The 22,493-nt window shown below is 70.5% G+C and carries 20 protein-coding genes and 2 tRNA genes; 12 read left to right on the forward strand and 10 right to left on the reverse strand.

Annotated elements, in window-relative coordinates:
* The first annotated feature begins 245 nt into the window (after window positions 1–245).
* Window positions 246–743 carry an HNH endonuclease gene (locus OG738_RS23505; RefSeq protein WP_329044121.1) on the forward strand — a complete coding sequence of 166 codons (498 nt, stop codon included), beginning with the start codon at window positions 246–248 and terminating at the stop codon, window positions 741–743.
* A 115-nt stretch (window positions 744–858) separates the two neighbouring features.
* On the opposite strand, the gene OG738_RS23510 is transcribed toward OG738_RS23505, so the two are convergent.
* The gene (locus tag OG738_RS23510; RefSeq protein ID WP_329044122.1) at window positions 859–1,119 is read right to left on the reverse strand and encodes a hypothetical protein; all 261 of its coding nucleotides are present in this window, start codon (window positions 1,117–1,119) and stop codon (window positions 859–861) included.
* A 416-nt stretch (window positions 1,120–1,535) separates the two neighbouring features.
* On the opposite strand from OG738_RS23510, the gene ctaJ reads away from it, so the two are divergent.
* Together ctaJ and OG738_RS23520 are read left to right on the forward strand one after the other, a co-directional pair.
* On the forward strand, window positions 1,536–1,790 hold the full coding sequence (ctaJ, locus tag OG738_RS23515) for an aa3-type cytochrome oxidase subunit CtaJ (protein WP_329044123.1): 255 nt from the start codon (window positions 1,536–1,538) through the stop codon (window positions 1,788–1,790).
* Window positions 1,777–2,265, forward strand: coding sequence for a DUF5130 family protein (locus OG738_RS23520; RefSeq protein WP_329044124.1), 489 nt, complete (start codon window positions 1,777–1,779; stop codon window positions 2,263–2,265). The genes ctaJ and OG738_RS23520 overlap by 14 nt, the downstream gene beginning before the upstream one ends.
* Window positions 2,266–2,464: 199 nt before the next feature.
* Here the strand turns inward: OG738_RS23520 and pepN are convergent, their stop codons facing one another.
* Window positions 2,465–5,032 (reverse strand): aminopeptidase N, encoded by a 2,568-nt coding sequence (gene pepN / locus OG738_RS23525; RefSeq protein WP_329056807.1) that lies wholly within the window; start codon window positions 5,030–5,032, stop codon window positions 2,465–2,467.
* Between the two features lie 161 nt (window positions 5,033–5,193).
* Between pepN and OG738_RS23530 the strand changes: the two genes are divergently transcribed.
* A complete protein-coding gene (locus OG738_RS23530) occupies window positions 5,194–5,814 on the forward strand; it encodes a mycothiol-dependent nitroreductase Rv2466c family protein (RefSeq protein ID WP_329044126.1) in 621 nt (206 codons plus the stop codon).
* Here OG738_RS23530 and OG738_RS23535 read toward each other — a convergent pair.
* Together OG738_RS23535 and OG738_RS23540 are read right to left on the reverse strand one after the other, a co-directional pair.
* On the reverse strand, window positions 5,811–6,620 hold the full coding sequence (locus tag OG738_RS23535; protein WP_329044128.1) for an MBL fold metallo-hydrolase: 810 nt from the start codon (window positions 6,618–6,620) through the stop codon (window positions 5,811–5,813). The genes OG738_RS23530 and OG738_RS23535 overlap by 4 nt on opposite strands.
* Entirely contained in the window at window positions 6,617–7,339 is a 723-nt protein-coding gene (locus tag OG738_RS23540) for a 2-phosphosulfolactate phosphatase (RefSeq protein ID WP_329044130.1), read from the reverse strand. The genes OG738_RS23535 and OG738_RS23540 overlap by 4 nt, the downstream gene beginning before the upstream one ends.
* Before the next feature lie 45 nt (window positions 7,340–7,384).
* Between OG738_RS23540 and OG738_RS23545 the strand changes: the two genes are divergently transcribed.
* The gene (locus OG738_RS23545) at window positions 7,385–7,858 is read left to right on the forward strand and encodes a ribose-5-phosphate isomerase (protein ID WP_329044131.1); all 474 of its coding nucleotides are present in this window, start codon (window positions 7,385–7,387) and stop codon (window positions 7,856–7,858) included.
* The gene (locus tag OG738_RS23550; RefSeq protein WP_329044132.1) at window positions 7,858–8,667 is read left to right on the forward strand and encodes an Fpg/Nei family DNA glycosylase; all 810 of its coding nucleotides are present in this window, start codon (window positions 7,858–7,860) and stop codon (window positions 8,665–8,667) included. Before OG738_RS23545 ends, OG738_RS23550 begins: the two co-directional genes overlap by 1 nt.
* A gap of 1 nt (window position 8,668) precedes the next feature.
* Here the strand turns inward: OG738_RS23550 and OG738_RS23555 are convergent, their stop codons facing one another.
* Together OG738_RS23555 and OG738_RS23560 are read right to left on the reverse strand one after the other, a co-directional pair.
* Window positions 8,669–9,499: a type 1 glutamine amidotransferase domain-containing protein gene (locus OG738_RS23555; RefSeq protein WP_329044133.1), complete on the reverse strand. Its 831-nt coding sequence runs from the start codon at window positions 9,497–9,499 to the stop codon at window positions 8,669–8,671.
* A 42-nt stretch (window positions 9,500–9,541) separates the two neighbouring features.
* Complete coding sequence (locus tag OG738_RS23560) at window positions 9,542–10,375, reverse strand: hypothetical protein (protein ID WP_329044135.1); 834 nt, start codon at window positions 10,373–10,375, stop codon at window positions 9,542–9,544.
* Window positions 10,376–10,520: 145 nt separating this feature from the next.
* On the opposite strand from OG738_RS23560, the gene OG738_RS23565 reads away from it, so the two are divergent.
* The 3 genes from OG738_RS23565 (at window position 10,521) to OG738_RS23575 (ending at window position 13,539) form a co-directional block, all read left to right on the forward strand.
* Window positions 10,521–11,396 carry an LLM class F420-dependent oxidoreductase gene (locus OG738_RS23565; RefSeq protein WP_329044136.1) on the forward strand — a complete coding sequence of 292 codons (876 nt, stop codon included), beginning with the start codon at window positions 10,521–10,523 and terminating at the stop codon, window positions 11,394–11,396.
* A 5-nt stretch (window positions 11,397–11,401) separates the two neighbouring features.
* Window positions 11,402–11,851 carry a nuclear transport factor 2 family protein gene (locus OG738_RS23570; protein WP_329044138.1) on the forward strand — a complete coding sequence of 150 codons (450 nt, stop codon included), beginning with the start codon at window positions 11,402–11,404 and terminating at the stop codon, window positions 11,849–11,851.
* Window positions 11,852–11,970: 119 nt separating this feature from the next.
* Entirely contained in the window at window positions 11,971–13,539 is a 1,569-nt protein-coding gene (locus OG738_RS23575; protein ID WP_329044140.1) for a carbohydrate-binding protein, read from the forward strand.
* On the opposite strand, the gene OG738_RS23580 is transcribed toward OG738_RS23575, so the two are convergent.
* A complete protein-coding gene (locus OG738_RS23580) occupies window positions 13,518–13,877 on the reverse strand; it encodes a winged helix-turn-helix transcriptional regulator (RefSeq protein ID WP_329044141.1) in 360 nt (119 codons plus the stop codon). The two genes, OG738_RS23575 and OG738_RS23580, sit on opposite strands and share 22 nt — an antisense overlap.
* A gap of 67 nt (window positions 13,878–13,944) precedes the next feature.
* Here OG738_RS23580 and OG738_RS23585 point away from each other — a divergent pair, with 67 nt between their 5' ends.
* Complete coding sequence (locus OG738_RS23585) at window positions 13,945–14,724, forward strand: SDR family oxidoreductase (protein ID WP_329044142.1); 780 nt, start codon at window positions 13,945–13,947, stop codon at window positions 14,722–14,724.
* Complete coding sequence (locus tag OG738_RS23590; protein ID WP_329044143.1) at window positions 14,721–15,497, forward strand: alpha/beta fold hydrolase; 777 nt, start codon at window positions 14,721–14,723, stop codon at window positions 15,495–15,497. Before OG738_RS23585 ends, OG738_RS23590 begins: the two co-directional genes overlap by 4 nt.
* On the opposite strand, the gene OG738_RS23595 is transcribed toward OG738_RS23590, so the two are convergent.
* Together OG738_RS23595 and OG738_RS23600 are read right to left on the reverse strand one after the other, a co-directional pair.
* Window positions 15,487–17,223, reverse strand: a complete 1,737-nt coding sequence (locus tag OG738_RS23595) for a pentapeptide repeat-containing protein (RefSeq protein ID WP_329044145.1) — start codon at window positions 17,221–17,223, stop codon at window positions 15,487–15,489. The genes OG738_RS23590 and OG738_RS23595 overlap by 11 nt on opposite strands.
* A 370-nt stretch (window positions 17,224–17,593) precedes the next feature.
* Window positions 17,594–17,670: transfer RNA gene (locus OG738_RS23600), tRNA-Pro, on the reverse strand.
* Between the two features lie 78 nt (window positions 17,671–17,748).
* Here OG738_RS23600 and OG738_RS23605 point away from each other — a divergent pair.
* A tRNA-Gly gene (locus tag OG738_RS23605) sits at window positions 17,749–17,822 on the forward strand.
* Here the strand turns inward: OG738_RS23605 and OG738_RS23610 are convergent.
* Window positions 17,774–22,438 (reverse strand): HAMP domain-containing protein, encoded by a 4,665-nt coding sequence (locus OG738_RS23610; protein ID WP_329056809.1) that lies wholly within the window; start codon window positions 22,436–22,438, stop codon window positions 17,774–17,776. The genes OG738_RS23605 and OG738_RS23610 overlap by 49 nt on opposite strands.
* Window positions 22,439–22,493: the final 55 nt, after the last annotated feature.

The following is a 22,493-nucleotide window of genomic DNA, read 5'->3' on the forward strand; positions in this document are numbered from 1 at the left end:
TCGACTATGCCTACGCCCCTGGAGGTGGTCGAGTGCCAGACCGACAACCCAGCCCCCGCGGCGTCTCCGGCCAAGCCATGGCCGCCGAGACGCCAGAGGTGGTCCTGCGCGCCTATCCGGGGGGTTCCGCATCCGGCGGAGCCGTCCCGGCCGGGCCGGGGAACCGCCCAGGGGGAGTTACCCGCCCGCCCGGACAGCGTAGTAGAGGCCGGGATCCGGCCGCCCCGGCCTGGGGCCGGCGCCGGGTGCTCCTGCTCAACGCCACCTTCGAGCCGCTGACCGCGTTGCCGCTGCGGCGCGCGGTCGTGCTCGTGATGTGTGGCAAGGCCGAAGTGGTGCACGGCGATCCCGGCGGCATCGAGCTGCATTCGGCCAAGGTGTCGCTGCCCGTGCCCTCGGTGATCCGGCTCAGCACGTACGTGCGCGTGCCGTACCGGGCGCAGGTGCCGCTCACCCGCGCCGGGCTGATGCACCGCGACCGGTACCGCTGCGCCTACTGCGGGGGGCGGGCCGAGACGATCGACCACGTCATCCCGCGCAGCCGGGGCGGACCACACGCCTGGACGAACTGCGTCGCCTGCTGCGCCAAGTGCAACCACCGCAAGGCGGACCGGCTGCTCTCGGAGATCGGCTGGCGGCTGCGGGTCGTCCCGCGGGCGCCCCACGGCCCGCACTGGCGGCTGCTGGCGCACTCCAAGGAGGCCGATCCGCTCTGGCGGCCGTATCTGGGCTCCGCCGCCTGACGTCCGGCCTGACTGCGGAGCCCCGGACATGCCGGCGCCCCGGCTGCCTGTGCGGCGGCCGGGGCGAGCCGGGTGCTTGCGCGTGTTCAGGTAGTGCGTGCGGCCCTGGGGAGGTTCAGGCAGCGAGCGCGTAGTCGCTCTGGCAGGTGACGCGGGTCCCCATGGTGACGCGCGTGCCGCGGGTCACGCGGGTGCCTCGCGTGACGCGGGTCCCGCAGGTGACGCGCGTGACGCGGGTCCCGCAGGTGACGCGCGTGCCCGCCGTGACCCGCGTGCCCATCGTGACCCGGGTGCCCCTGGTGACTCGTGTACCGCGGGTGACGCGCGTCCCGGCCGTCACCCGGGTGCCCATGGTCACGCGGGTTCCGGCCGTCACGCGAGTACCGCGAGTGACGCGTGTACCCCGCGTAACCCTTGTGCCCGCCGTCACACGCGTTCCGGGCACGAATTCGATTTCAGCGGGTGACGAGGTGGTCTCGGTGATCGCCTGTGCGGGGGTGTGGGCGCTGTTCATGGCAAGGCCTCCTGGGACCGGTGCGTTACCTGCTGGGGCTGGGGAGCGGGGCGCAAGGCCCGTACAGGTGAAAAAGCTACGAGGATTTCAAGGCTGCGACAAGGCGACAGCGGCGGGTGCGGCCGCCTGTACGTTGAGTTGCAACCTTTCGGCCCGACGGTCTTCGCCCCAACGTTCCAGTGGCCGCGAGCCAAGCGGCGGACGGCACTCGGCTTACGACGAACGGTCGAGTGCGGCGCGCGCGGTGGCCGCCGAGGTCATCCGATACGCTCAGCGCCGTGAACATCGTCGAGACGATCCTGGTCTTCGCCGTGATCCCGCTGGCCATCTACGGCCTCGCCGGACTGCTGACGCTCCGGCGCAGGTCCGGCGGCGCCGCGCGGTACCGGTCCGGCCAGGCCTGGGACTACCCGGCCATGTGGTGGAGCGCCAACCCCGAAGGGGTCGGTGCCGGGCACCGGCACGCCGGCGCCGAGAACAGCGCGCCCGAGGGCGCCCCGACCGCGGCGGGAGGCGCTCGTGGCAACTGGTGAGCTGACGAAGCGGGTCGACGAGTCCGAACTGGGCTACGGCGAGGGCCTCACGTCCAGCGGCCGCGTGTCGGCCGCGAAGATGTACGAGCCGGCGGCGCCGACGAGCCCGTTCAGCACCCGCCAGCTGGCCCGCCTCGACGAGGCGCTGACGTTCGCGAGCCGCGAGACGGGTCTCGACTTCAGCCTGTACCTCGGCGAGCTGGGCGACGACAGCCGCTCGGCGGCGGAGAAGCTGCACGCGACGACGGCGGACCCGGCGAACTCGGTCCTGATCGCGGTCTCCCCGAGCGAGCGCCTGATCGAGATCGTGACGGGCACGACGGCGCACGTTCGCCTCCCCGACCGCGGCTGCAAGCTGGCGGTGGCGAGCATGGTGGCGTCCTTCAAGGAGGGCGACCTCGTCCGCGGGCTGGTCAACGGCCTGGTGAACGCGCTGCGCATGCTGTCCGACCAGGCAGGCCCCGCGCCCCGCTGACCCGAGACACGAAGAGCCCCGCACCTCGGTGAGGTGCGGGGCTCTTTCACGTTCGGTGCCGGTTGTCCACAGCGTCTCCGTGATGTGGACAACCGGGCCGCCGAAGTGGCCGTAACCCGCCTTTCGTCGGGCGCCCCCGATACGCTGGACAAGGGCACGCCCCCCAGGGAGGGCGGGGCGTTTTCGGGGGCGGTGGGGCTCAGGCCTGGGCGTCGAAGTCCCGGGCCGCCAGCGCCCGCACGATTCCCGCCCGGCCCTCCGAAACCAGCCGACGCAACGCCTGCGAGTGCTCGCCGGCCAGCCACTCGTCCGACGCCGTCACCGTCTGCGGGGCCACCGCCCACGACGGGTACAGCCCGATCGCGATCGGCTGCGCGCGCTCGCTCGAGCGCCGCTGCCACACCTCGTCGATCACCTCGAAGTACTTCGCCACGTACGAGCCCAGCAGCGCCTTCTGGCCCGGGTGCGAGAAGCCCGAGATGAGCGAGTCGCTGACCGCGTTCGGCAGCTCGTCGTCGTACACCGCGCGCCGCCACGCGTCGGCCTTGGCCTCCGCCGCCGGGCGCAGCGCGCGGGCGCGCTCCGCCTGGCGACGGCCCGCGGCCGTGTCGTCGCGGGCCAGCTCGGCGTCGATCTCCGCCGTGTCCGCCTTGCCGTGCGCCACCAGCGCGTGCAGCAGGCGCCAGCGCAGGTCCGTGTCGACCGTGAGACCCGGCAGCGGCGCGGACCCGTCCAGCCAGCCCGCCAGCACGTCCAGGGAACCCGCGTCCAGCACCGACCCGGAGAGGGAGTTGACGAACGCCAGCTGGTGATCCGAGCCCGGCTCGGCGCCGCGGACCAGCTCGAGCAGGCGCCCGGTGAACGCCGGCCAGCCGGTCGACGCCGCCCAGCCCTGCTCGGCGTAGGAGTTCAGCGCCGTCTGGGCCTGCAGCAGCAGCCGCTGGACGACGCCGACCTCGGTCTCGGTGTGGATGCCGCGCTGGACCAGCGTGACGAAGTCGCGGGCCTTCAGCTCGGCCTCGCGGGTCATCTCCCACGCCGCCGACCAGCACAGCGTCCGCGGCAGCGGCTCGGTGATGTCGGCGACGCGGTCGATCAGCGTCGTCAGCGACGCCGGGTCGAGCCGCATCGTGCAGTAGGTCAGGTCGTCGTCGTTGACCAGCACGAGCTTGCCCGCGGGCCGGCCGACCAGGTCGGGCACCTCGGTGCGCTCGCCGTCGACGTCCAGCTCGACGCGCTGGGTCCGGACGATCTTGCCGGAGCCGTCCTCGTCGTAGATCCCGACGGCGACGCGGTGCGTGCGCAGCTCACCGGCGCCCGGCTTCGCGCCGGACTGGACGACGGCGAACGAGGTGAACGTCCCGTCCGCGCCGACCTCGTAGCGCGGGCTGAGCGAGTTGAGCCCGGTGGTCTCGAGCCACTGCGCGCTCCACCACGACAGGTCGCGCCCGGACGCCGCCTCCAGCGCGCCCAGCAGGTCGGCCAGGGTCGCGTTGCCCCAGGCGTGCTTGCCGAAGTACACCTTCAGGCCGTCGAGGAAGTGGTCCAGCCCGACGTAGGCGACGAGCTGCTTGAGCACGCTCGCGCCCTTGGCGTAGGTGATGCCGTCGAAGTTCACCTCGACCGCGTGCAGGTCGACGATGTCGGCCGCGATCGGGTGCGTCGAGGGCAGCTGGTCCTGCCGGTAGGCCCACGACTTCTCGATGTTCGCGAAGCTGGTCCACGCGTTCTTGTACTCGGTCGCCTCGGCCTGGGCCAGGACGCTCGCGAAGGTCGCGAACGACTCGTTCAGCCACAGGTCGTCCCACCAGCGCATGGTCACCAGGTCGCCGAACCACATGTGCGCCATCTCGTGCAGCAGCGTCTCGGCGCGCCGCTCGTAGGCGTAGCGGGTGACGCGGCTGCGGAAGACGTAGTCCTCGAGGAACGTCACCGCGCCGGCGTTCTCCATCGCGCCCGCGTTGAACTCGGGCACGAACAGCTGGTCGTACTTGGAGAACGGGTAGGGCGTGCCGAACTTCTCGTGGTAGAAGGCGAAGCCCTGCTTGGTCTCGGTGAACAGCTTGTCCGCGTCCATGTGCTCGGCCAGCGACGCGCGGCAGTAGACGCCCAGCGGGATCGTCTTGTGCTCGTCGGCGTACTCGTCGCGCCACTCGGCGTACGGTCCGGCGATCAGCGCGATCAGGTAGGTCGAGAGCCGCTCGGACTCCTTGAACACCGTGCGGACGGCGCCTTCGGGCGTCTCCTCGGTGGACTCCGCCGCCGTGTTCGAGATGACCTTCCAGTCCTTCGGCGCGACCACGGTGAGCCGGTAGACCGACTTGAGGTCGGGCTGGTCGAAGCAGGCGAACATCCGCTTGGCGTCCGCCGTCTCGAACTGCGTGTACAGGTAGACGCTGTCGTCGACCGGGTCGACGAACCGGTGCACGCCCTCGCCGGTGTTCGTGTAGCGGCAGTCGGCGGTCACGGTGAGCTCGTTCGCCTCGGCCAGGTTCGCCAGCGCGATGCCCTTGTCCTCGACGTAGGCGCTGACGTCGACGTCCGTGCCGTTCAGGGTCGCCGAGTGCACGCGATCGGCGATGAGGTCGACCCACGTCCGCTCGCCGGCCCGGGCGCTGGAGAACCGGACGGTCGTCTTCGACGCGAAGGTCTTCTCCCCGGGGCCGCCGTGGCCGTCGGTGAGATCCAGCTCGATGTCGTAGCCGGTGACGTCGAGCAGGTCCGCGCGCAGCTTGGCTTGGTCGCGGGTCAGGTTGGGGGCGGGCACAGGCACCTCTGGTCGTTGGTATCGGTTTTCAACTCCCCGCATCCAATCATGGGGACGGGGTGCCGGGCGACGGGGAACAAGCCCGGGTCTTCCGGTGTTGGCCCGCGGTGGAGGGGTGTGCCCGCCCCCGGACCGGACCTGACTTCGCACAGGAGAACCTGATGACCGCTGCCGAGCAGCCCACGAAGGTCGACTTCTACTTCGACCCGATCTGCCCGTTCGCCTGGATCACCTCGCGCTGGATCCTCGAGGTGGAGAAGCACCGCAACCTGGACCTGAACTTCCGGATCATGAGCCTGTCGGTGCTGAACGAGGGCCGGGACGAGCTGTCGGAGAAGTACAAGGAGCTGCTGGCGCAGGGCTGGGGCCCGGTGCGCGTGGCCGTCGCGCTGTCGCAGCTCAAGGGCGAAGAGGTGCTGCGCGACTACTACACCGAGTTCGGCACCCGCTACCACAACCAGGGCAACAAGGACCGCGACGCGGTGATCAAGGAGGCGCTGGCCGCCATCGGCGCGCCGGCCGAGCTGTACGACGCCGCGAACTCCACCGAGTACGACGAGGCGCTGAAGAAGAGCCACCACGAGGGCATGGACCCGGTCGGCATGGACGTCGGCACCCCGACGATCCACATCGACGGCGTCGCGTTCTTCGGTCCGGTGCTCAGCTCGATCCCGCGCGGCGAAGACGCGCTGAAGGTGTTCGACGGCGCCGTCGCGCTGTCGAGCTACCCGGACTTCTTCGAGCTGAAGCGCACTCGCTCCGGTGAGCTGAACTTCGACTAAGGCGTGTTCAGCGCGGCCAGGGTGACGTCGCCGGGGTAGCGGGACGCGGCCACGGCGGCGGCCTCGGTCGTCTCGCCGCGCCCCATCGCCGCCTTGAGCGCGATCAGCTCGTGCAGGCCGTGGCGGTGGTAGCGGACGAAGTCGGCGTCGACGGGGTCGCCGTGGCCGGGCACGATCACCCGCGGCTCCAGCGCGAGGAGCGTGTCGAAGGTGTCCGGCCAAGCGGTCAGGTCCGTCTCGGCGCTGAAGGAGAACGCGCTGAAGCCGTGTTCGGCGTTCTCGACGACGTCGCCCGCGAAGAGCACGCCCGCGTCCGGCACGTGCACGACGGCGTCGTGGTCGGTGTGGGCCCGGCCGGGGTGCAGCAGGACGGCCGTGCGGCCGCCCAGGTCGAGCTCGGTCCGGTCGGTGAACAGGTGGTCGGGGGCGACGAGCGTGGTGCGCGCGATCGCGTCGGCGGTGTCCGGCTTGTTCTGTTCGCGGTAGTAGGCGATCCACTTGGCCCGGTCGGCTTCCCCGGACTCGGCCAGCTCGGCGCGGCAGCCTTCGTGCGCCCAGATCGCGCAGGGCGTGAACGCCTCGGTGCCCCAGGCGTGGTCGAAGTGCGCGTGCGTGTAGACCACCGACCACGGCAGCGGGGTCAGCTCCCGGATCGCCGCCGCCAGTTCGGCGCCCTGCTCGACGTCGCCGCGGGTGTCGACGACCAGGCACCGCTCGGCGCCGACGACGAGCCCGACGGTCAGGTCCAGTTCCGCGTAGCGGCGCGCGTGCACGCCGTCGGCGACTTCGATCCAGCGGCCGGTCATGCCAGTACTCCTTCGCTCAGTACGGGAGCAGCATCGCTCACGTCGAGCCGCGCGGCCAGCGTGACGTCGCCGCCATGCCCGGCCTCGGTCAGCTCGCGGCCGGACACGCAGCCCGCCAGCGCTGTGACGTCGACCGACCGGGCGGCGAGTGCGGCTTCGGGGGACAACGACAAGCCTTGCCCGGCCAGCGCCGCGGCGATCGCGCCGGCGCCCATCTGGTCTTCGACGCACGGCCGCAGCGGCCCGCACGCTTCGCCCGCGCCGAAGATGGTCACGCCCCAGCGTTCCCCGGCGGCGATGAGCCCGATCGGCCCGCCCAGGTCGGATGCCTTCGCGGCGACGGCGGAGGCGTTGCGCAGGCAGCCGGCGAGGACCCGCGCGCCGGTCGCCGCGGCGGCAGCGCACAGCGTCGCGCCATTGGGTGAGGGGAGCGCGAGCAGTGTCCCCGGCGGGATTTCCGTCACAGAAGACGGCCTGAGCGTGAACGCGCCTTCGCCCGCGATGACGGCACCGGCCGCGCGCGCCTGAGCCACACCTCGGTCGTCGCGCCAGCGGACCGGCAGCACGCGGCCACCGCGGCCGACCACGAGATCCGTCGTGGTGCTGAAGGAAAGGACGTCGACGACGACCAGCACCGCGCATTCCCGGCCGAGCGCGGCGACGCCTTCGGCACCCCAGTCGAGCCGGACGTCGTACCCCGGCTGCTCCCAGCTGCCCACCCCCGGAGCATGCCCGAAACCGGCCGTGATGGCAGACTCCCAGCCGTGCGTGTCTACTTGGGATCCGACCATGCCGGCTTCGAGCTGAAGAACCACCTGGTGGCTCACCTGGAGAAGCAGGGCCACGAGGTCACCGACATCGGTCCGCGGGTCTACGACGCGGCCGACGACTACCCGGCGTTCTGCGTCGAGACGGCGTTGCGCGTGGTGGCCGACGAGGGCAGCCGCGGCATCGTCGTCGGCGGCTCCGGCAACGGCGAGCAGATCGCCGCGAACAAGGTGCCCGGTGCGCGGGCCGGCCTCGCCTGGAGCGTCGAGACCGCCCAGCTGTGCCGGGAGCACAACCACGCCCAGCTGATCGGCGTCGGCGCCCGGATGCACACCGTCGAGCAGGCCACCGAGATCGTCGAAGCCTTCCTGGCGACCGAGGTCTCGCCGGAGGAGCGGCACGCGCGCCGCGTGCAGCAGCTGCTGGACTACGAGCGCACCGGGACGCCGCCGGCGCTGCCGGAGGCCTGATGCCCGAGGGGCACACGCTCCACCGGCTCGCGCGGCTGCACAAGCGCCGGTACGCCGGCTCTCCGGTCGAAGTGAGCAGTCCGCAGGGCCGGTTCGCCGCCGAGGCGTCCCGTTTGGACGGTCAGGTGTTCGTCGGCGCGCAGGCGTACGGCAAGCACCTGTTCCACGACTACGGGTCCCTCGGGATCGTGCACATCCACCTGGGCCTCTACGGCACCTTCGGCGAGTCGCCGCTGCCCGCGCCGGAGCCGGTGGGGCAGGTCCGGCTGCGGCTGGCCGGGCAGACCCACTGGACGGACCTGCGTGGGCCCACCCGGTGCGAGCTGCTGTCCCCCGACCAGGCTGACGCGATCAAGGCGCGGCTGGGCCCGGACCCGCTGCGCCGCGACGCGAAACCCGAGCAGGCCTGGGCGCGCATCTCGCGGTCCAAGACGTCGATCGCGGCGCTGCTGATGGATCAGGCGGTGCTGGCGGGCGTCGGCAACGTCTACCGCGCCGAGGTGCTGTTCCGCCACGGCGTCGCCCCGCTGACACCCGGCCGGGCGCTGGATCGCGCGCTGTGGGACGACCTGTGGGCCGACCTGGTGACCCTGATGCGCGACGGCGTCCGCGTCGGCCGGATCGACACGGTCCGGCCCGAGCACCTGCCGGAGGCGATGGGCCGCGCGCCGCGCGTCGACCGCCACGGCGGTGAGGTGTACGTCTACCGCCGCGCGGGCGAGCCGTGCCTGGTCTGCGGGACGCCGGTCGCGAACTCGGAGCTGGTCGGGCGGAACCTCTACTGGTGCCCGACCTGCCAGCCCGCCTGACTCAGAGCCTCGCCGCGAACGCCTTCGCGAACGTGTGGACGTCGCCGGGCCAGCGGGCCGAGACGTAGTTGCCGTCCTCGACGACGAACGCCGGCCGCGCGTCGCCGAGCCGGTCGCGGGCGCGGCCGCTCGCCTGGACGCGGTCGGTCGTGTCGCGGAAGTCCTCCGGCCGCGCCAGCGCGCGCGTGACCTCCTGCTGCACCGACATATACCCCTGAGGCTGCCCCGGCGCTTCGCGGTAGGTGCGGTAGTAGTCCGGGTCCCAGAACCGGGTCCGCCGCGCGAGCCGCCAGGCCGTCCGTTCCAGCTGCCAGGTCAAGGCCGTCGTCGTGCGGCCGTGCAACACCGACCGCCCGGTGGCCGGGTCGACGCTGCGCGCGGCGAGCAGAACACCGTGGCAGATCGCGCCGACCGGCAGGTCGCGGCGGAAGGCGTCGACGACCACGTCCTGCAGCACCGGGCTTTCGAGGTACTCGCGCATCCCGCGGGCCCGGTGCCCGCCCGGCAGCAGCAGGCCGTCGAAGTCGTCGAGCGCGATGTCGTCCCAGCGGATCGGGGCGCGCCACGCGGGATCCGCGAGCAACGCGCGGTGCGCGTCACGCGCGGCCTGGTCGGCTCGCAGCACGCGGCCGAGGGCCGTGAGCTTCCGCAGGCCCGGCACCCGGCTCCACGGGTCGAGGCCCTCGCCGGTGACCATGATTTCGTCGCAGGTCGCCTGCGACCCGTCCGGCGTCGCGAAGACCACGGTGTGCCCGGCGAGGACCGCCCGGCTGACGGCCACTTCGGACGGGTCCGAGTCCCGGGCCGGGACGGGGATCAGCACGGTCGCCACGGCATCCTCCTGAAGGTCGTCCAGGAGGATGCCAGCCGGCGGTCAGAAGTCGAAGCCGCCCCCGTCGAAGCCCCCACCGTCGAACCCACCACCGTCGAAGCCGCCCCCGCCCCAGTCACCGCCGCCCATGTCGCCTCCGCCGTCACCGCCGCCGAAGTCGCCTCCGCCGTCGCCACCGAAGTCACCGCCGTCGCCACCCAGGTCACCGGACTCGAGTGCGTCCTGCTGGCCCGCGTCGTAGCCCGATTCCCAGGCCGACGCGCCGGCGATGCCGCTCATGCCGGAGAACATCGCGCTGAACAGGACCATCGACCCGAGGCCCCAGGCGCCGGCGACGAGCGCGGGCTTCCACCACGGCTCGCTGTACCAGCCCTGCGGTACCGGCCGCCCGGCCACGCGGCCGCCGGGGTAGTAGTACGGCGTGTCCTGGCCGGCGTCGGGCGACGCGGCGTAGCGCTGGCCTTCGACGTCCACCTCGCGGTGCTCGGTGACCTTGCCGGCGCGCTCGCGCTCGGCCTCCTCCGGCAGCTGGGGGCCGGGGTCCATGCCCATCGCGGTGCGCGCGGCGCGGACGTAGTAGAGGCCCTCGATGGCGGTCTCCTTGACCAGCCGGGCCTGCTCGATCGTGCGGGCCTGCTCCATCTGCGAGCCGGCCGCGTTGTAGCGCTCGGCGGCGTCCGCCATCGCCTGCTGCGACGCGGTGTCGTTGCCGCTGATGTTGAGGACCTGACCGCCGAGCCGTTCGACGAGGCGCCGGGCGTCGGCCTTGGCGTCGTCGAGCTCCCGCTGCCGGGCCGCGGCGCGCTGCCGCGAGAAATAGAGGCCGCCACCGACGATCACGACGACGAGCACGATCAGGAAGATCGCGGTGCCCATGGACCACTCCCAGAAGCTCGGTGCCCGGTGACCGGAAGTCACCTTTGATTCGGACAACGCGGACGTTACGCGGAGGGTTCCCGGGACGTGATCCGGCACACCGCGCGGGCTGGCCGAGGAAACTAGAACACGTTATAGTTCCGACATGAAGTTCACCCTGTCGATCGCGATGAACCCCCTCGATCAGCTGGGCGAGCTCGCCCGGGCCGCCGAAGAGGCCGGCTTCGCCTCCATCGCCCTGCCGGACTCGCTCTTCTACGCCGAAACGGTGGACACGGACTACCCGTACACCCCCGACGGCAGCCGGTTCTGGACCGCGGACACCCCCTGGGTGGACCCGCTCGTCGCGACCGCGTCGATGGGCGCGGTCACCAGCCGGATCCACTTCTACACCTCGGTGCTCAAGCTCGGCTCGCGCAACCCGGTGCTGCTCGCGCGCCAGGTCGGCTCGGCGTCGGTGCTCACCGGCGGCCGGTTCGGCCTCGGGCTCGGCGTCGGCTGGCTGCCGCAGGAGTTCGAGTACTGCGGCGTCCCGTTCGAGCGGCGCGGCAAGCGCGTCGACGAGGCCATCGACGTCCTCCGGCTGATCCTCGACGGCGGGATGGTCGAGTACCACGGCGAGTTCTACGACTTCGACAAGATCCAGATGAGCCCGGCACCGCCGTCGCGCGTGCCGTTCTACATCGGTGGGCACACCGAAGTCGCGCTGAAGCGCGCGGCCCGGGTCGCCGACGGCTGGTCGTCGGCGATGATGAAGCTCGAGGAGCTGCGCGACACGATCGCCCGGCTCAGGGAGCTGCTGGCCGAGCGCGGCCGCGCCGACGACCCGTTCGAGTACCAGGCCGTCTGCATCGACAAGTTCGGTCTCGACGGCTACCGCGAGCAGGCCGAGGCAGGCGTCACCGACATCATCACCATGCCGTGGGTGTTCGACGGCGTCGGGTTCGACGCGCCGGTCGAGCCGAAGCTCGAAGCGATCCGCAAGTTCGGCGCCGAGATCATCGCGAAGTTCGAGGAGTGACTCCCATGGGCGTGCAGGTCAGCTGGGACACCGCGGCGGAGCAGCCGCCCGCGCGGCGCGCGGCGTTCGCGTCGATGACCGCGGTGACGGCGGGGGACAAACAGGCGTGGCTGGACCTGTTCGCGCCGGACGGCGTCGTCGAGGACCCGGTCGGGCCGTCGTTCTTCGACGAGGAGGGCAAGGGGCACCACGGCCGCGAGGGGATCAGCGCGTTCTGGGACAAGACGATCGCGAACGTGGAGCGCTTCGAGTTCACGATCCGCGACTCGCACGCGGCGGGGGACGAGTGCGCCAACGTCGGCACGATCACGACGTACCTGCCGGGCGGCTACCGCGTCGACACCGACGGGGTGTTCGTCTACCGCGTCGGCGAGGACGGGCTGATCACGTCGATGCGGGCGTTCTGGGAGACCGAGCGCGCGATGGCGACGGCCCGGCAGGTGACCGCGGAGTAGCGTCCCGGCCAGCGGAAACCCAAATTCATATCTGATACATGATCTCTTGACTCCCGGTTAGGCAGGACTCTTTACTAACGGGTGCAGACCTCCGACGTCTTCATCCACCGGGAGTGCGTATGTCCTTTCTCCGGCGAATCGCGGGCGCGGGCGCCGCGCTCGCGATCGCGGCCAGCGGTCTCGTCCTGTCCCAGTCCCCGGCGCTCGCCCTCGAGAACGGGCTCCTGCGCACGCCGCCGATGGGGTTCAACAACTGGAACTCCACGCAGTGCAAGGCGGACTTCAACGAGACGATGATCAGAGGTATCGCCGACCTGTTCGTCAGCAAGGGGCTCAAGGACGTCGGCTACACCTACGTCAACATCGACGACTGCTGGGCGCTGCCGGATCGGAACGCGAAGGGCGACCTCGTCCCCGACCCGGCGCGCTTCCCGCACGGCATCAAGGCGCTGGCCGACTACGTGCACGGGCAGGGCCTGAAGTTCGGCATCTACACCAGTGCGGGCACCCACACGTGCAACAAGGCCGGCTTCCCCGGCGCGCTCGGCCACGAGCAGCAGGACGCGAACCTCTTCGCCTCCTGGGGCGTCGACTACCTGAAGTACGACAACTGCAACAACCAGGGCGTCGACGCGCAGCAGCGCTACAAGGCGATGCGGGACGCGCTCGCGAAGTCCGGTCGCGCCATCGCGTACTCCATCTGCGAGTGGGGCCAGAACCAGCCGTGGACGTGGGCCGCGCCGGTCGGGAACCTGTGGCGCACCACCGGTGACATCTCCGACAAGTGGTCGAGCATGATCTCGAAGGCCCAGGCGAACCGCGGCCTGGCGCAGTACGCCGGGCCCGGGCACTGGAACGACCCGGACATGCTGGAAGTCGGCAACGGCGGCATGACCGCGGCGGAGTACCGCACGCACTTCAGCCTGTGGGCGATGATGGCGGCGCCGCTGCTCATCGGCAGCGACCTGCGGAAGGTGTCCGACGACAGCTTCTCGATCCTGAAGAACACCGACGTCATCGCGCTCGACCAGGACTCGCTCGGCAAGCAGGCGACGGTGCTCAGCGCGACCGGCGGCCTGGTCGTCTACAGCAAGGTCCTGGCCAACGGCGACCGCGCGGTGGCGCTGTCCAACGAGACGTCGGCCACGGCGACGATCAGCACCTCGGCCTCGGCGACCGGGATCGGCAGCGCGTCGTCATATTCGCTGAAAGACTTGTGGAGCAAGGCTGTCCGCACGACTTCGGGGTCGATCAGCGCCTCGGTGCCCGCGCACGCGACGGTACTGTACCGGGTTTCTCGCGCCGGCGGTTCCACTCGTTACGAAGCCGAATCGGCCACCCTGTCGGTGGGCGGCACGGTGGACTCGAACCACGCGGGCTTCTCGGGGACCGGCTTCGCGAACGGCGCCAACGCGGTGGGCAGCTACGTCGAGTGGCAGGTGACGGGGCCGGCGTCGGCGCTGACGTTCGGCTACGCGAACGGCACGGCGGCGGCGCGCCCGGTGGACATCACGGTCGACGGCACGGTGGTGGCGACGGCCGTACCGTTTCCGGCGACCGGCGCGTGGACGACGTGGAGCACGGTGACACGTCCGGTGGCCTTGGGTGCGGGTCCGCACACGGTCCGCCTGACCGCGACGGCCGCGGACGGCCCGGCGAACCTCGACTACCTGGATTTGGCGTCGTAGGCCTGGCGCGCCTGCTCGACCTTGCCGAGGTTGGGTGACCATTCGGCGAGGCTGGCGAACAGCGGCCCGAGGCTGCGGCCCAGCTCGCTGATCTCGTACTCGACGCGCGGCGGCACCTCGGCGTGGTAGGTCCGGACGACGAGGCCGTCGCGCTCGAGCTGCCGCAGCCGCTGGGTGAGCACCTTCGGGGTGATCGTGGCGATGCTGCGCTGCAGCTCGACGAACCGCTGGCGCCCGTATTCGTTGAGCGCCCACAGGATCGGCGTCGTCCACCGGCTGAAGACGATGTCGACGACCGGGGCGATCGGGCAGGCGAGCTCGGGTGTGGTTCCGGTCACTTTCGGGCCCTCCAGTCATTACTTTCCTCTAGGTACCTACTATACGTCGGAATGTAGCGTCGTTCCCATGATTGTTGTGACAGGAGCGACGGGAAACGTCGGACGGCCATTGGTGGAAGCGCTGGCGGCGGCGGGTGAAGAAGTGACGGCGGTGTCCCGCCGGGGGCCGTATCGAGGTGACTTGTCGGACGCGGCATCGTTGCGTCCGGCGTTCTCCGGAGCGTCGGCAGTGTTCCTGCTGCTGCCGCCGGGCTTCCGGGGTCCGCTGGAACCGGTGCTGGACCAGATCGCCGGGGCGCGGGTCGTGTTGTTGTCGTCGCAGGGCGTCGGAACGGGCCGTCATCCCTCGGTGTTCGAGGACGCGGTGCGGAAGTCGGGTCGGGAGTGGACGATCCTGCGGCCGGGCGGATTCGCGTCGAACGCGTTGCAGTGGGCGGAAAGCGTGCGTTCGTCGCGGACGCTGTCCGCGCCGTTCGGGGACGTCGGGTTGCCGCTGGTCGACCCGTCGGACATCGCCGCGGTGGCGGCGGCGGCGCTCGTGAACGCCTCGCACGCGGGCCGAACGTACGAACTGACGGGCCCGGCGCTGGTGACACCCCGCGACCAGGCGGCGGCGATCGGAGAAGCGCTGGGGGAGCCGGTGCGGTTCCTCTCGCAGACGCGGTCGGAAGCGTTCTCGGTCATGTCGGGCTTCATGCCCGCCGAGGTGGCGGAGGCAACGCTGGACATCCTGGGGACGCCGTTCCCGGCGGAGCAGCGGGTGAGCCCGGACGTATCGCGGGTGCTGGGTCGCCCACCGCGTCCGTTCTCGGAGTGGGCGGCCCGCACCGCGGTGGCGTTCAAGTGAGTCCTTTGTCCTATGTGGACGTCGGCGCGGGCGCACCGGTAGTGTTCCTGCACGGCAACCCGACATCGTCGCACTTGTGGCGCACCGTGATTCCTGCGGTGCCGGGCCGCCGGCTGGCCCCGGACCTGATCGGCATGGGCGCCTCGCCGCGGCCGGCCATCGAGTATTCGTTCGCCGACCACGCGCGGTACCTGGAGGCGTGGTTCGACGCTCTGTCCTTGGACGACGTGGTCCTGGTGGGCCACGACTGGGGCGGAGCGTTGGCGGCCGACTGGGCATCGCGGCACCCGTCCCGGGTCCGCGGCTTGGTGTTCACGGAGGCGGTCCTGAAGCCGATGACGTGGGAGGAGTTCCCGCCGGCGGGAGCGGCGGTGTTCCGCGCGCTCAAGGAGCCGGGCGTCACCGACCTCCCGGAGTTCATGCTGCCTCGGGAGTACGCGGAGACGTACCCGACCGCGGAGTCGCGGATCCCGTTGCTGCGCTGGGCCAAGTCCCTCCCGCTGGGCGGCGCACCGCCGGAGGTGGTGGCCCGGATCAAGGCATTCGACGACTGGCTGGCATCCACGCCTTCGATTCCGAAACTGTTGATCACGTTCGACCCGGGTCCGGACACGATGCTGACGCCACCGACGATCGAGTGGATGACGTCGAACTTCGCATCGCTGGAGGTGATCCACCACCCGGTAACGGCGGGCCACCACACGCCGGAGGACCAACCGGCGCTGATCGCGTCGACGCTGACGTCCTGGCTCGCTCAGGCCGTCAGCGCTTGACGCGGGCGCGGATCGCCAGCGCGGTCAGAGCGAGTAAGAGCGGGCCGAGGAACCGCGCGACCATGACCGTCCAGGTGCCTGTCGTCGTGAGCTTCTGCCCGGCGTCCCGGAACACGACGGCACCGAGCGCGATGCGCGTGGCGTCGCCGGCGCGACGCCACGTCCATCGTTGCCCGGCTGGCGGGAGCTGAGCGGGAAGATCCACCGTGGTCGTCACCGTCTGGGACGACGTCGTGGTCGTCGTCGATTGGGAGGCGGGGCCGGGGCTGGGCAACCCGAAGCCGATCAGCAGGCTGGTGACCACGGCGACGAGGAGCAGGAGCGCCGCCGTGGCTCTCGAAGCGCGCTGACCGTATCCGGAGATCAGCCAGTAGGCCCAGAGGATGATCTTCTCCACGCGCGAGGTGGCGTCGGCGCGACGCCGTGCTTCTTGCTCGCCGTAGTAGAAGTCGCCCGCGCCGGCTTCGTTCTTCCCGTCCTCCAGCGCTTTCCGGAGCGATCGGTAGACCGCGGCCAGGCGTTCGGCGCCCACGTCCTCGGCCCGGCCGCCCTGGGGCTCCCACGGAGTGGCGCTCAGCCACCCTTCGCGTGGCCGGAGACCAGCGCGCCAGAGGTGCTCCTCGAAGAGGACCTGCCGCGAGGTGCGCCACCTGCCCCGGGGCGGCTTGTGGAACAGGCTGACGCCTTCGATGCGGAGCTTGTCGAGATGGTGTGCCCCGGCGAAGCGGCACCACCGGACGTCGACGTCCGTGAGGGCCAGTTCGCTGACATCCGTGCTGCGCAGCGACATGAGGACCGGCCGGTGGTCGGCGGACTCGCGGTCGTCGCCCGAGGAGAAGCGGGCGGCCGACGTGGACAGCGAAGAGGCGGAACCGAAGAACGCTTCCGCGAGGTCCACCCGGCCGTGCCGGACGCGGAGTTCGGCTCCGCCGGTGAACCTCGCACCGCCACAGGACAGTTGCGTGGTCTCCGCTTCGATGACCACCGGGTTCTTGAAGGACGCTCGGGTGAGGAGGATCGAATCGGCGACCAGCGGGCCCAGCCGCTGGAGCTCATCGAACTTCGCGCGGCTGAAGTCGAGGTGGTCGAACGTGGAGCCTTCAGCGTCGAACCCTTTGGCAAAGGTGGTCTCGTGGAAGCGCGCGGTCGCGAAGCGTGAATCGGAGAAGAAGGCGTCGCGGGCGAACGTGGCGCCGGCGAAGTCGGCACGAGCGGCGAAAGCGGTGCGCGTCAGGTAGGCGTCACCGTCGAAGATCGCGCCGGAGAAGTCGCTGCCGTTCCTGAACGTTGTCCGGTCGAAGTGCACGTCTTTGGCGAAGTGTGTTGGATCGCCCATGACTTCGCGATCACGGGTGGACGTCCGCGAGAAGTAGGCGCCGTTCGTGAACGTGACCTCGGTGAAATACGCGTCGTCCTCGAAGGCTGTGCCGGTGAAGTAAACGTCTCCCGCGAATTTGGTGCGACTGAAGTAGACCTTCTTCATGAAGGTCGTGTCGGTGCAGTAGACGTTCCCGGTGAATCCCGGTGGGTTGTCGCCGATTTCGGAGAAGTACACGTCGCCCAGGAACGTGGCGCCGGAAAGGTAGAGATTTCCGGTGGCCGGGCTGCCGTCGAAGTAGGTGTCGCCCGTGAAGGTCGCGCCGACGAAATAGGCGTCGTCGCCCTCCGGTCGGTCGGTGCCGGTCCACCGGATGTGGGCGTCGCCCAGGAAGGTCGCGGCGGACAAGTTGATCTCACGAGATGGTTTCGGCGCGTCTTCGACTCGGGCGTCTTCGGCGAGATTCGTGACGACGCGATCGAGAAGTGTCTCGGCAATGGGCGGGTCGAGCAAGTCGCGCTCGGTGACGTCCCGGCTGAGGCCATGGACGTACCGCTCGAGTTCGGCGGAGGTCAGATGGTGCAGGCAGCGATCCGTGCCCCGGACCCGGACTCTCGTGCACCTGGTACCGGCCGCGGATTCCGCGCAGGGTTCCCGCCCGCCGTTGACGACCATGTCCGTTGACTCCCCGTGGCACCCCGGGCCGTTGCAGCCAGCCCGCCCGGGGTGCGGCGGCCCCTCCGGACCGAAGGGGCAACGCCGTCGTCCATGGTCAAGCTGGTCGGGATGACAGGATTTGAACCTGCGACCCTTCGCTCCCAAAGCGAATGCGCTACCAAGCTGCGCCACATCCCGTGACACCCCCAGGGGGGTGTGTGGTCAGCCTAGCGGGTCACGCTAAGCTGGCCCCGCACCCGGGTACCTCGGGGGCACGCGGGTGTAGCTCAATGGTAGAGCCCTAGTCTTCCAAACTAGCTACGCGGGTTCGATTCCCGTCACCCGCTCCACCGAACGACGCGGCGTCCGCCTCCAGGGACGCCGCTATCACGTCCAGTAGCTTGTCCGTGTCCACCGGCTTCGTGATGTAGTCGTCCGCGCCGCTGGCCAGGGTCCTGGCCCGGTCTTCCGGGGTTGCCTTCGCCGTCACCGCGATCACCGGCAAGTCCGCGTTGACCGCCTCCGCGCGGATCGCCGCGATCGTCGCGTTGCCGTCCAGCTCCGGCATCATCACGTCCATCAGGACCAGCGCGGTGTCCTCGTGGCGCTCCAGCGCCCGGATCCCGTCCACGCCCGTCTCCGCGTAGACCACCTCCAGGCCCGCCTGCTCCAGGACCGCGGCCAGGGCGAACACGTTGCGCAGGTCGTCGTCGACGATCAGGACCTTTTCGCCGTGGAAGCGCTTGGGCGTGACGTCCGGGGCGGCGACCAGGACCGTGCTCGGGACCGCCGGCAGCCGCGGTGACGACAGCGCCGTCACCGCCGGGTCGACCAGGTTGGCCGCCGCCACCGGGAGGTACAGCGTGAACGTCGACCCGACTCCTGGTTCGCTCACCACGCGCAGCTCGCCGCCCAGGAGCTCCGTCAGCTGCTGGCTGATGTTCAGCCCCAGGCCGGTGCCGCCGTACTTGCGGCTCGTCGTGCCGTCCGCCTGGCGGAACGCCTCGAAGATGACCGCCAGCTTCTCCTCCGGGATCCCGATGCCGGTGTCCTCGACGGCGAACGCGATGATGCCCGGCGCGTTCCGGAGCGCCTCCTGCTCCACCTCGGCGGGGTCGGCGGCCCGGATGTGGAGCCGCACGCTGCCCTCGTCGGTGAACTTCGCCGCGTTCGAGAGCAGGTTCCGGAGGATCTGCTGGAGGCGGTGCTCGTCGGTGTGGACGCTGCCCGGCACCGGCGGGTCGATGTGGACGGCGAAGTCGAGGCCCTTGTCCGCGGTGAGCGGCCGGCACAGCGATTCGACGTAGTCGACCAGCTCCGGCAGCGTGATGTCGGACATCTGCATGTCCAGCCGGCCCGCCTCGACCTTCGCCAGGTCCAGGATGTCGTTGATCAGCTGCTGCAGATCGGACCCGGCCGCGTAGATCGTCTTCGCGAACTGGATCTGCTTCTCCGTCAGGTTGCCCTCGGGGTTCTCCGAGAGCAGCTTCGCCAGGATCAACGCGCTGTTCAACGGCGTCCGCAGCTCGTGCGACATGTTCGCCATGAACTCGGTCTTGTACTGGGACGCCACCGTGAGCTGCCCGGCACGCTCCTCCAGCTCCTGGCGCGCCTGCTCGATCTCGCTGTTCTTGACCTCGATGTCGCGGTTCTGCTGGGCCAGCAGCGCCGCCTTCTCGGCCAGCTCCGTGTTGGACCGCCGCAGCTCGCCCTGCTGCGCCTGCAGCTGCTCCGAGCGCGCCCGCAGCTCCTGGGCCAGCCGCTGCGACTCGGTCAGCAGCGCTTCGGTCCGCGAGTTGGACAGGATCGTGTTCACGTTGACGCCGATGGTGTGCCGCAGCTGCTCCAGCAGGTCCTGGTGGACCGTGCTGAACTCGTTGACCGAAGCCAGTTCCAGCACCCCGAGCACCTCGCCCTGGAACAGCACCGGCAGCACGATCAGGTTCACCGGCGACGCCGAGCCGAGCCCGGACGACACCAGCGCGTACTCCGGCGGCGCGTCCTGGACGAGGATCGTGCGCTGGTCGACGGCGGCCTGGCCGATCAACGACTCGCCCATCGCGAACCGCAGCCCGGCGCGGGACTGCGCGAGCCCGTACGCGGCGATGCACTCGAGCACCGTGCCGTCGCGGTCGTCGTCGCGGGCCAGGAAGAACGCGCCCTGCTGGGCGCGGACCAGCGGGGCCAGCTCGGACAGGATCAGCGCGGCGACCGACGCCAGGTCGCGGTGGCCCTGCATCCGGCCCGACAGCTGCGCGAGGTTCGTCTTCAGCCAGTCCTGCTCGCGGTTGGTCCTCGTCGTCTCCTTGAGGTTCGCGATCATCTGGTTGATGTTGTCCTTGAGGTCGGCGACCTCGCCGGACGCGTCGACCGTGATGTGCCGGGTCAGGTCGCCTGCCGTGACGGCCGTCGCGACCTGGGCGATCGCGCGGACCTGCGTGGTCAGGTTGCCCGCCAGCTGGTTCACGCTCTCGGTGAGCCGCTGCCAGGTGCCCGACACGCCGTCGACCTCGGCCTGGCCGCCCAGCTTGCCCTCGGTGCCGACCTCGCGCGCCACGCGCGTGACCTCGGAGGCGAACGCCGAGAGCTGGTCGACCATCGTGTTCATCGTGGTCTTGAGTTCCAGGATCTCGCCGCGGGCGTCGACGTCGATCTTCTTCGTCAGGTCGCCCTTCGCGACCGCGGTGGTCACCTGCGAGATGTTGCGCACCTGGCTGGTCAGGTTGTGCGCCATGAAGTTGACGTTCTCGGTGAGGTCCTTCCAGGTCCCGGCGACGCCGGGGACCCGGGCCTGGCCGCCGAGGATGCCTTCGGTGCCGACTTCGCGCGAGACGCGGGTGACCTCGTCGGCGAACGCGCGCAGCGTCTCGACCATGCCGTTGAGCGTCTCGGCGAGTGCCGCGACCTCGCCCTGGGCGTCGATGGAGATCTTCTTCGACAGGTCGCCGTTGGCCACGCCGGCCGCCACGGTGGCGATGCTGCGCACCTGGTCGGTCAGGTTGGTGGCCATGACGTTGACGTTGTCCGTGAGGTCCTTCCAGGTGCCCGCGACGCCGCGGACGGTGGCCTGGCCGCCGAGCTTGCCTTCGGTGCCGACTTCGCGGGCGACGCGGGTGACTTCGTCGGCGAAGGCGGAGAGCTGGTCGACCATCGTGTTGAGCGTGGTCTTCAGCTCGAGGATCTCACCGCGCGCGTCGACCGAGATCTTCTGCGTCAGGTCGCCCTTCGCGACCGCCGACGTCACCGTGGCGATGTTCCGGACCTGGTCGGTCAGGTTGTTCGCCATGAAGTTGACGTTATCGGTGAGGTCCTTCCACGTCCCGGCGACGCCGGGCACGGTGGCCTGGCCGCCGAGCTTGCCTTCGGTGCCGACTTCGCGGGCGACGCGGGTGACTTCGTCGGCGAAGGCGGAGAGCTGGTCGACCATCGTGTTCAGCGTGGTCTTGAGTTCCAGGATCTCGCCCCGGGCGTCGACGGCGATCTTCTGCGTCAGGTCGCCGCGCGCGACGGCCGTCGCGACCTGGGCGATGTTGCGCACCTGGGTGGTCAGGTTGTTCGCCATGAAGTTCACGGACCCGGTGAGGTCACGCCACGTCCCGGCGACGCCGGGGACCTGCGCCTGCCCGCCCAGCTGACCTTCGGTGCCGACTTCGCGGGCGACTCGGGTGACTTCGTCGGCGAAGGCGGACAGCTGGTCGACCATCGTGTTCATGGTCGTCTTGAGCTCGAGGATCTCGCCACGTGCGTCGACGGTGATCTTCTGGGTCAGGTCGCCCTTCGCCACGGCCGTGGTCACGTGCGAGATGTTGCGGACCTGGTCGGTCAGGTTGTCGGCCATCTGGTTGACCGAGTCGGTGAGGCTGCGCCACGTTCCGGCCGCGCCCGCCACCTCGGCCTGGCCGCCCAGCTTGCCCTCGGAGCCGACCTCCCGCGCCACGCGGGTGACCTCCCCGGCGAACGCCGAGAGCTGGTCGACCATCGTGTTCAGCGTGTTCTTCAGCTGCAGGATCTCGCCGCGCGCGTCGACGTCGATCTTCTTCGTCAGGTCGCCGTTGGCCACCGCGGTCGCCACCAGCGAGATCCCGCGGACCTGGTCGGTCAGGTTGTCGGCCATCTGGTTGACCGAGTCGGTGAGGTCGCGCCACGTCCCGGCGACGCCCGCCACCTGGGCCTGGCCGCCGAGCTTGCCGTCCGAACCGACCTCGCGCGAGACGCGGGTGACCTCGTCGGCGAACGACGAGAGCTGGTCGACCATGGTGTTGATGGTGTTCTTCAGCTCGAGGATCTCGCCGCGGGCGTCGACGTTGATCTTCTGGGTCAGGTCGCCGCGGGCGACGGCGGTGGTGACCTGGGCGATGTTGCGGACCTGCTCGGTGAGGTTGTCGGCCATGAAGTTGACCGAGTCGGTGAGGTCGCGCCAGGTGCCGGACACGCCCGGGACGACCGCCTGGCCGCCGAGACGTCCCTCACCCGCGATCTCGCGCGAGAGCCTCGTCACCTCGGCGGCGAACCTCGACAGCTGCGCGATGAGGCCGTTGACCGTCTTGGCCAGCGTCGCGTACGCGCCCTGGAGCGGACGGCCGTCGAGCGTCAGGGTCATCGGCTGGGAAAGGTCACCCTCCGCGACCGCGCCGAGCACTCGGTCCAGCTCGATCGTGGGGCGCGTGAGGTCCTCGACCAGGCCGTTGACGCTCTCGACGGCGGTGCTCCAGCCGCCGGGGCCGACCTCGGCCTCCACCCGCTCGCTGAGCCTGCCGTCCTGGCCGACGGCCGCGCGCACCCGCAGCAGTTCGCTGACCAGCCGCTGGTTGCGCTCGGCGATGTCGTTGAACGCGACCGCGAGCTGCGCCGAGATGCCGTCGCCGTGCGGCACGAGCCGCCGGCGGAAGTTGCCGTCCCCGAGATCCCGCACCGCCACGAGCAGCCGCTCCAGCGCCGCCGCCTCGCTCTGGGATTCCGTTGTCATGTGTGCCGACCCTCTCCACCACGCATGCGCCAGCCATGGTCGTCGACCCAGCGTG

This window comes from Amycolatopsis sp. NBC_01488, from assembly GCF_036227105.1.
Lineage (GTDB): Bacteria > Actinomycetota > Actinomycetes > Mycobacteriales > Pseudonocardiaceae > Amycolatopsis.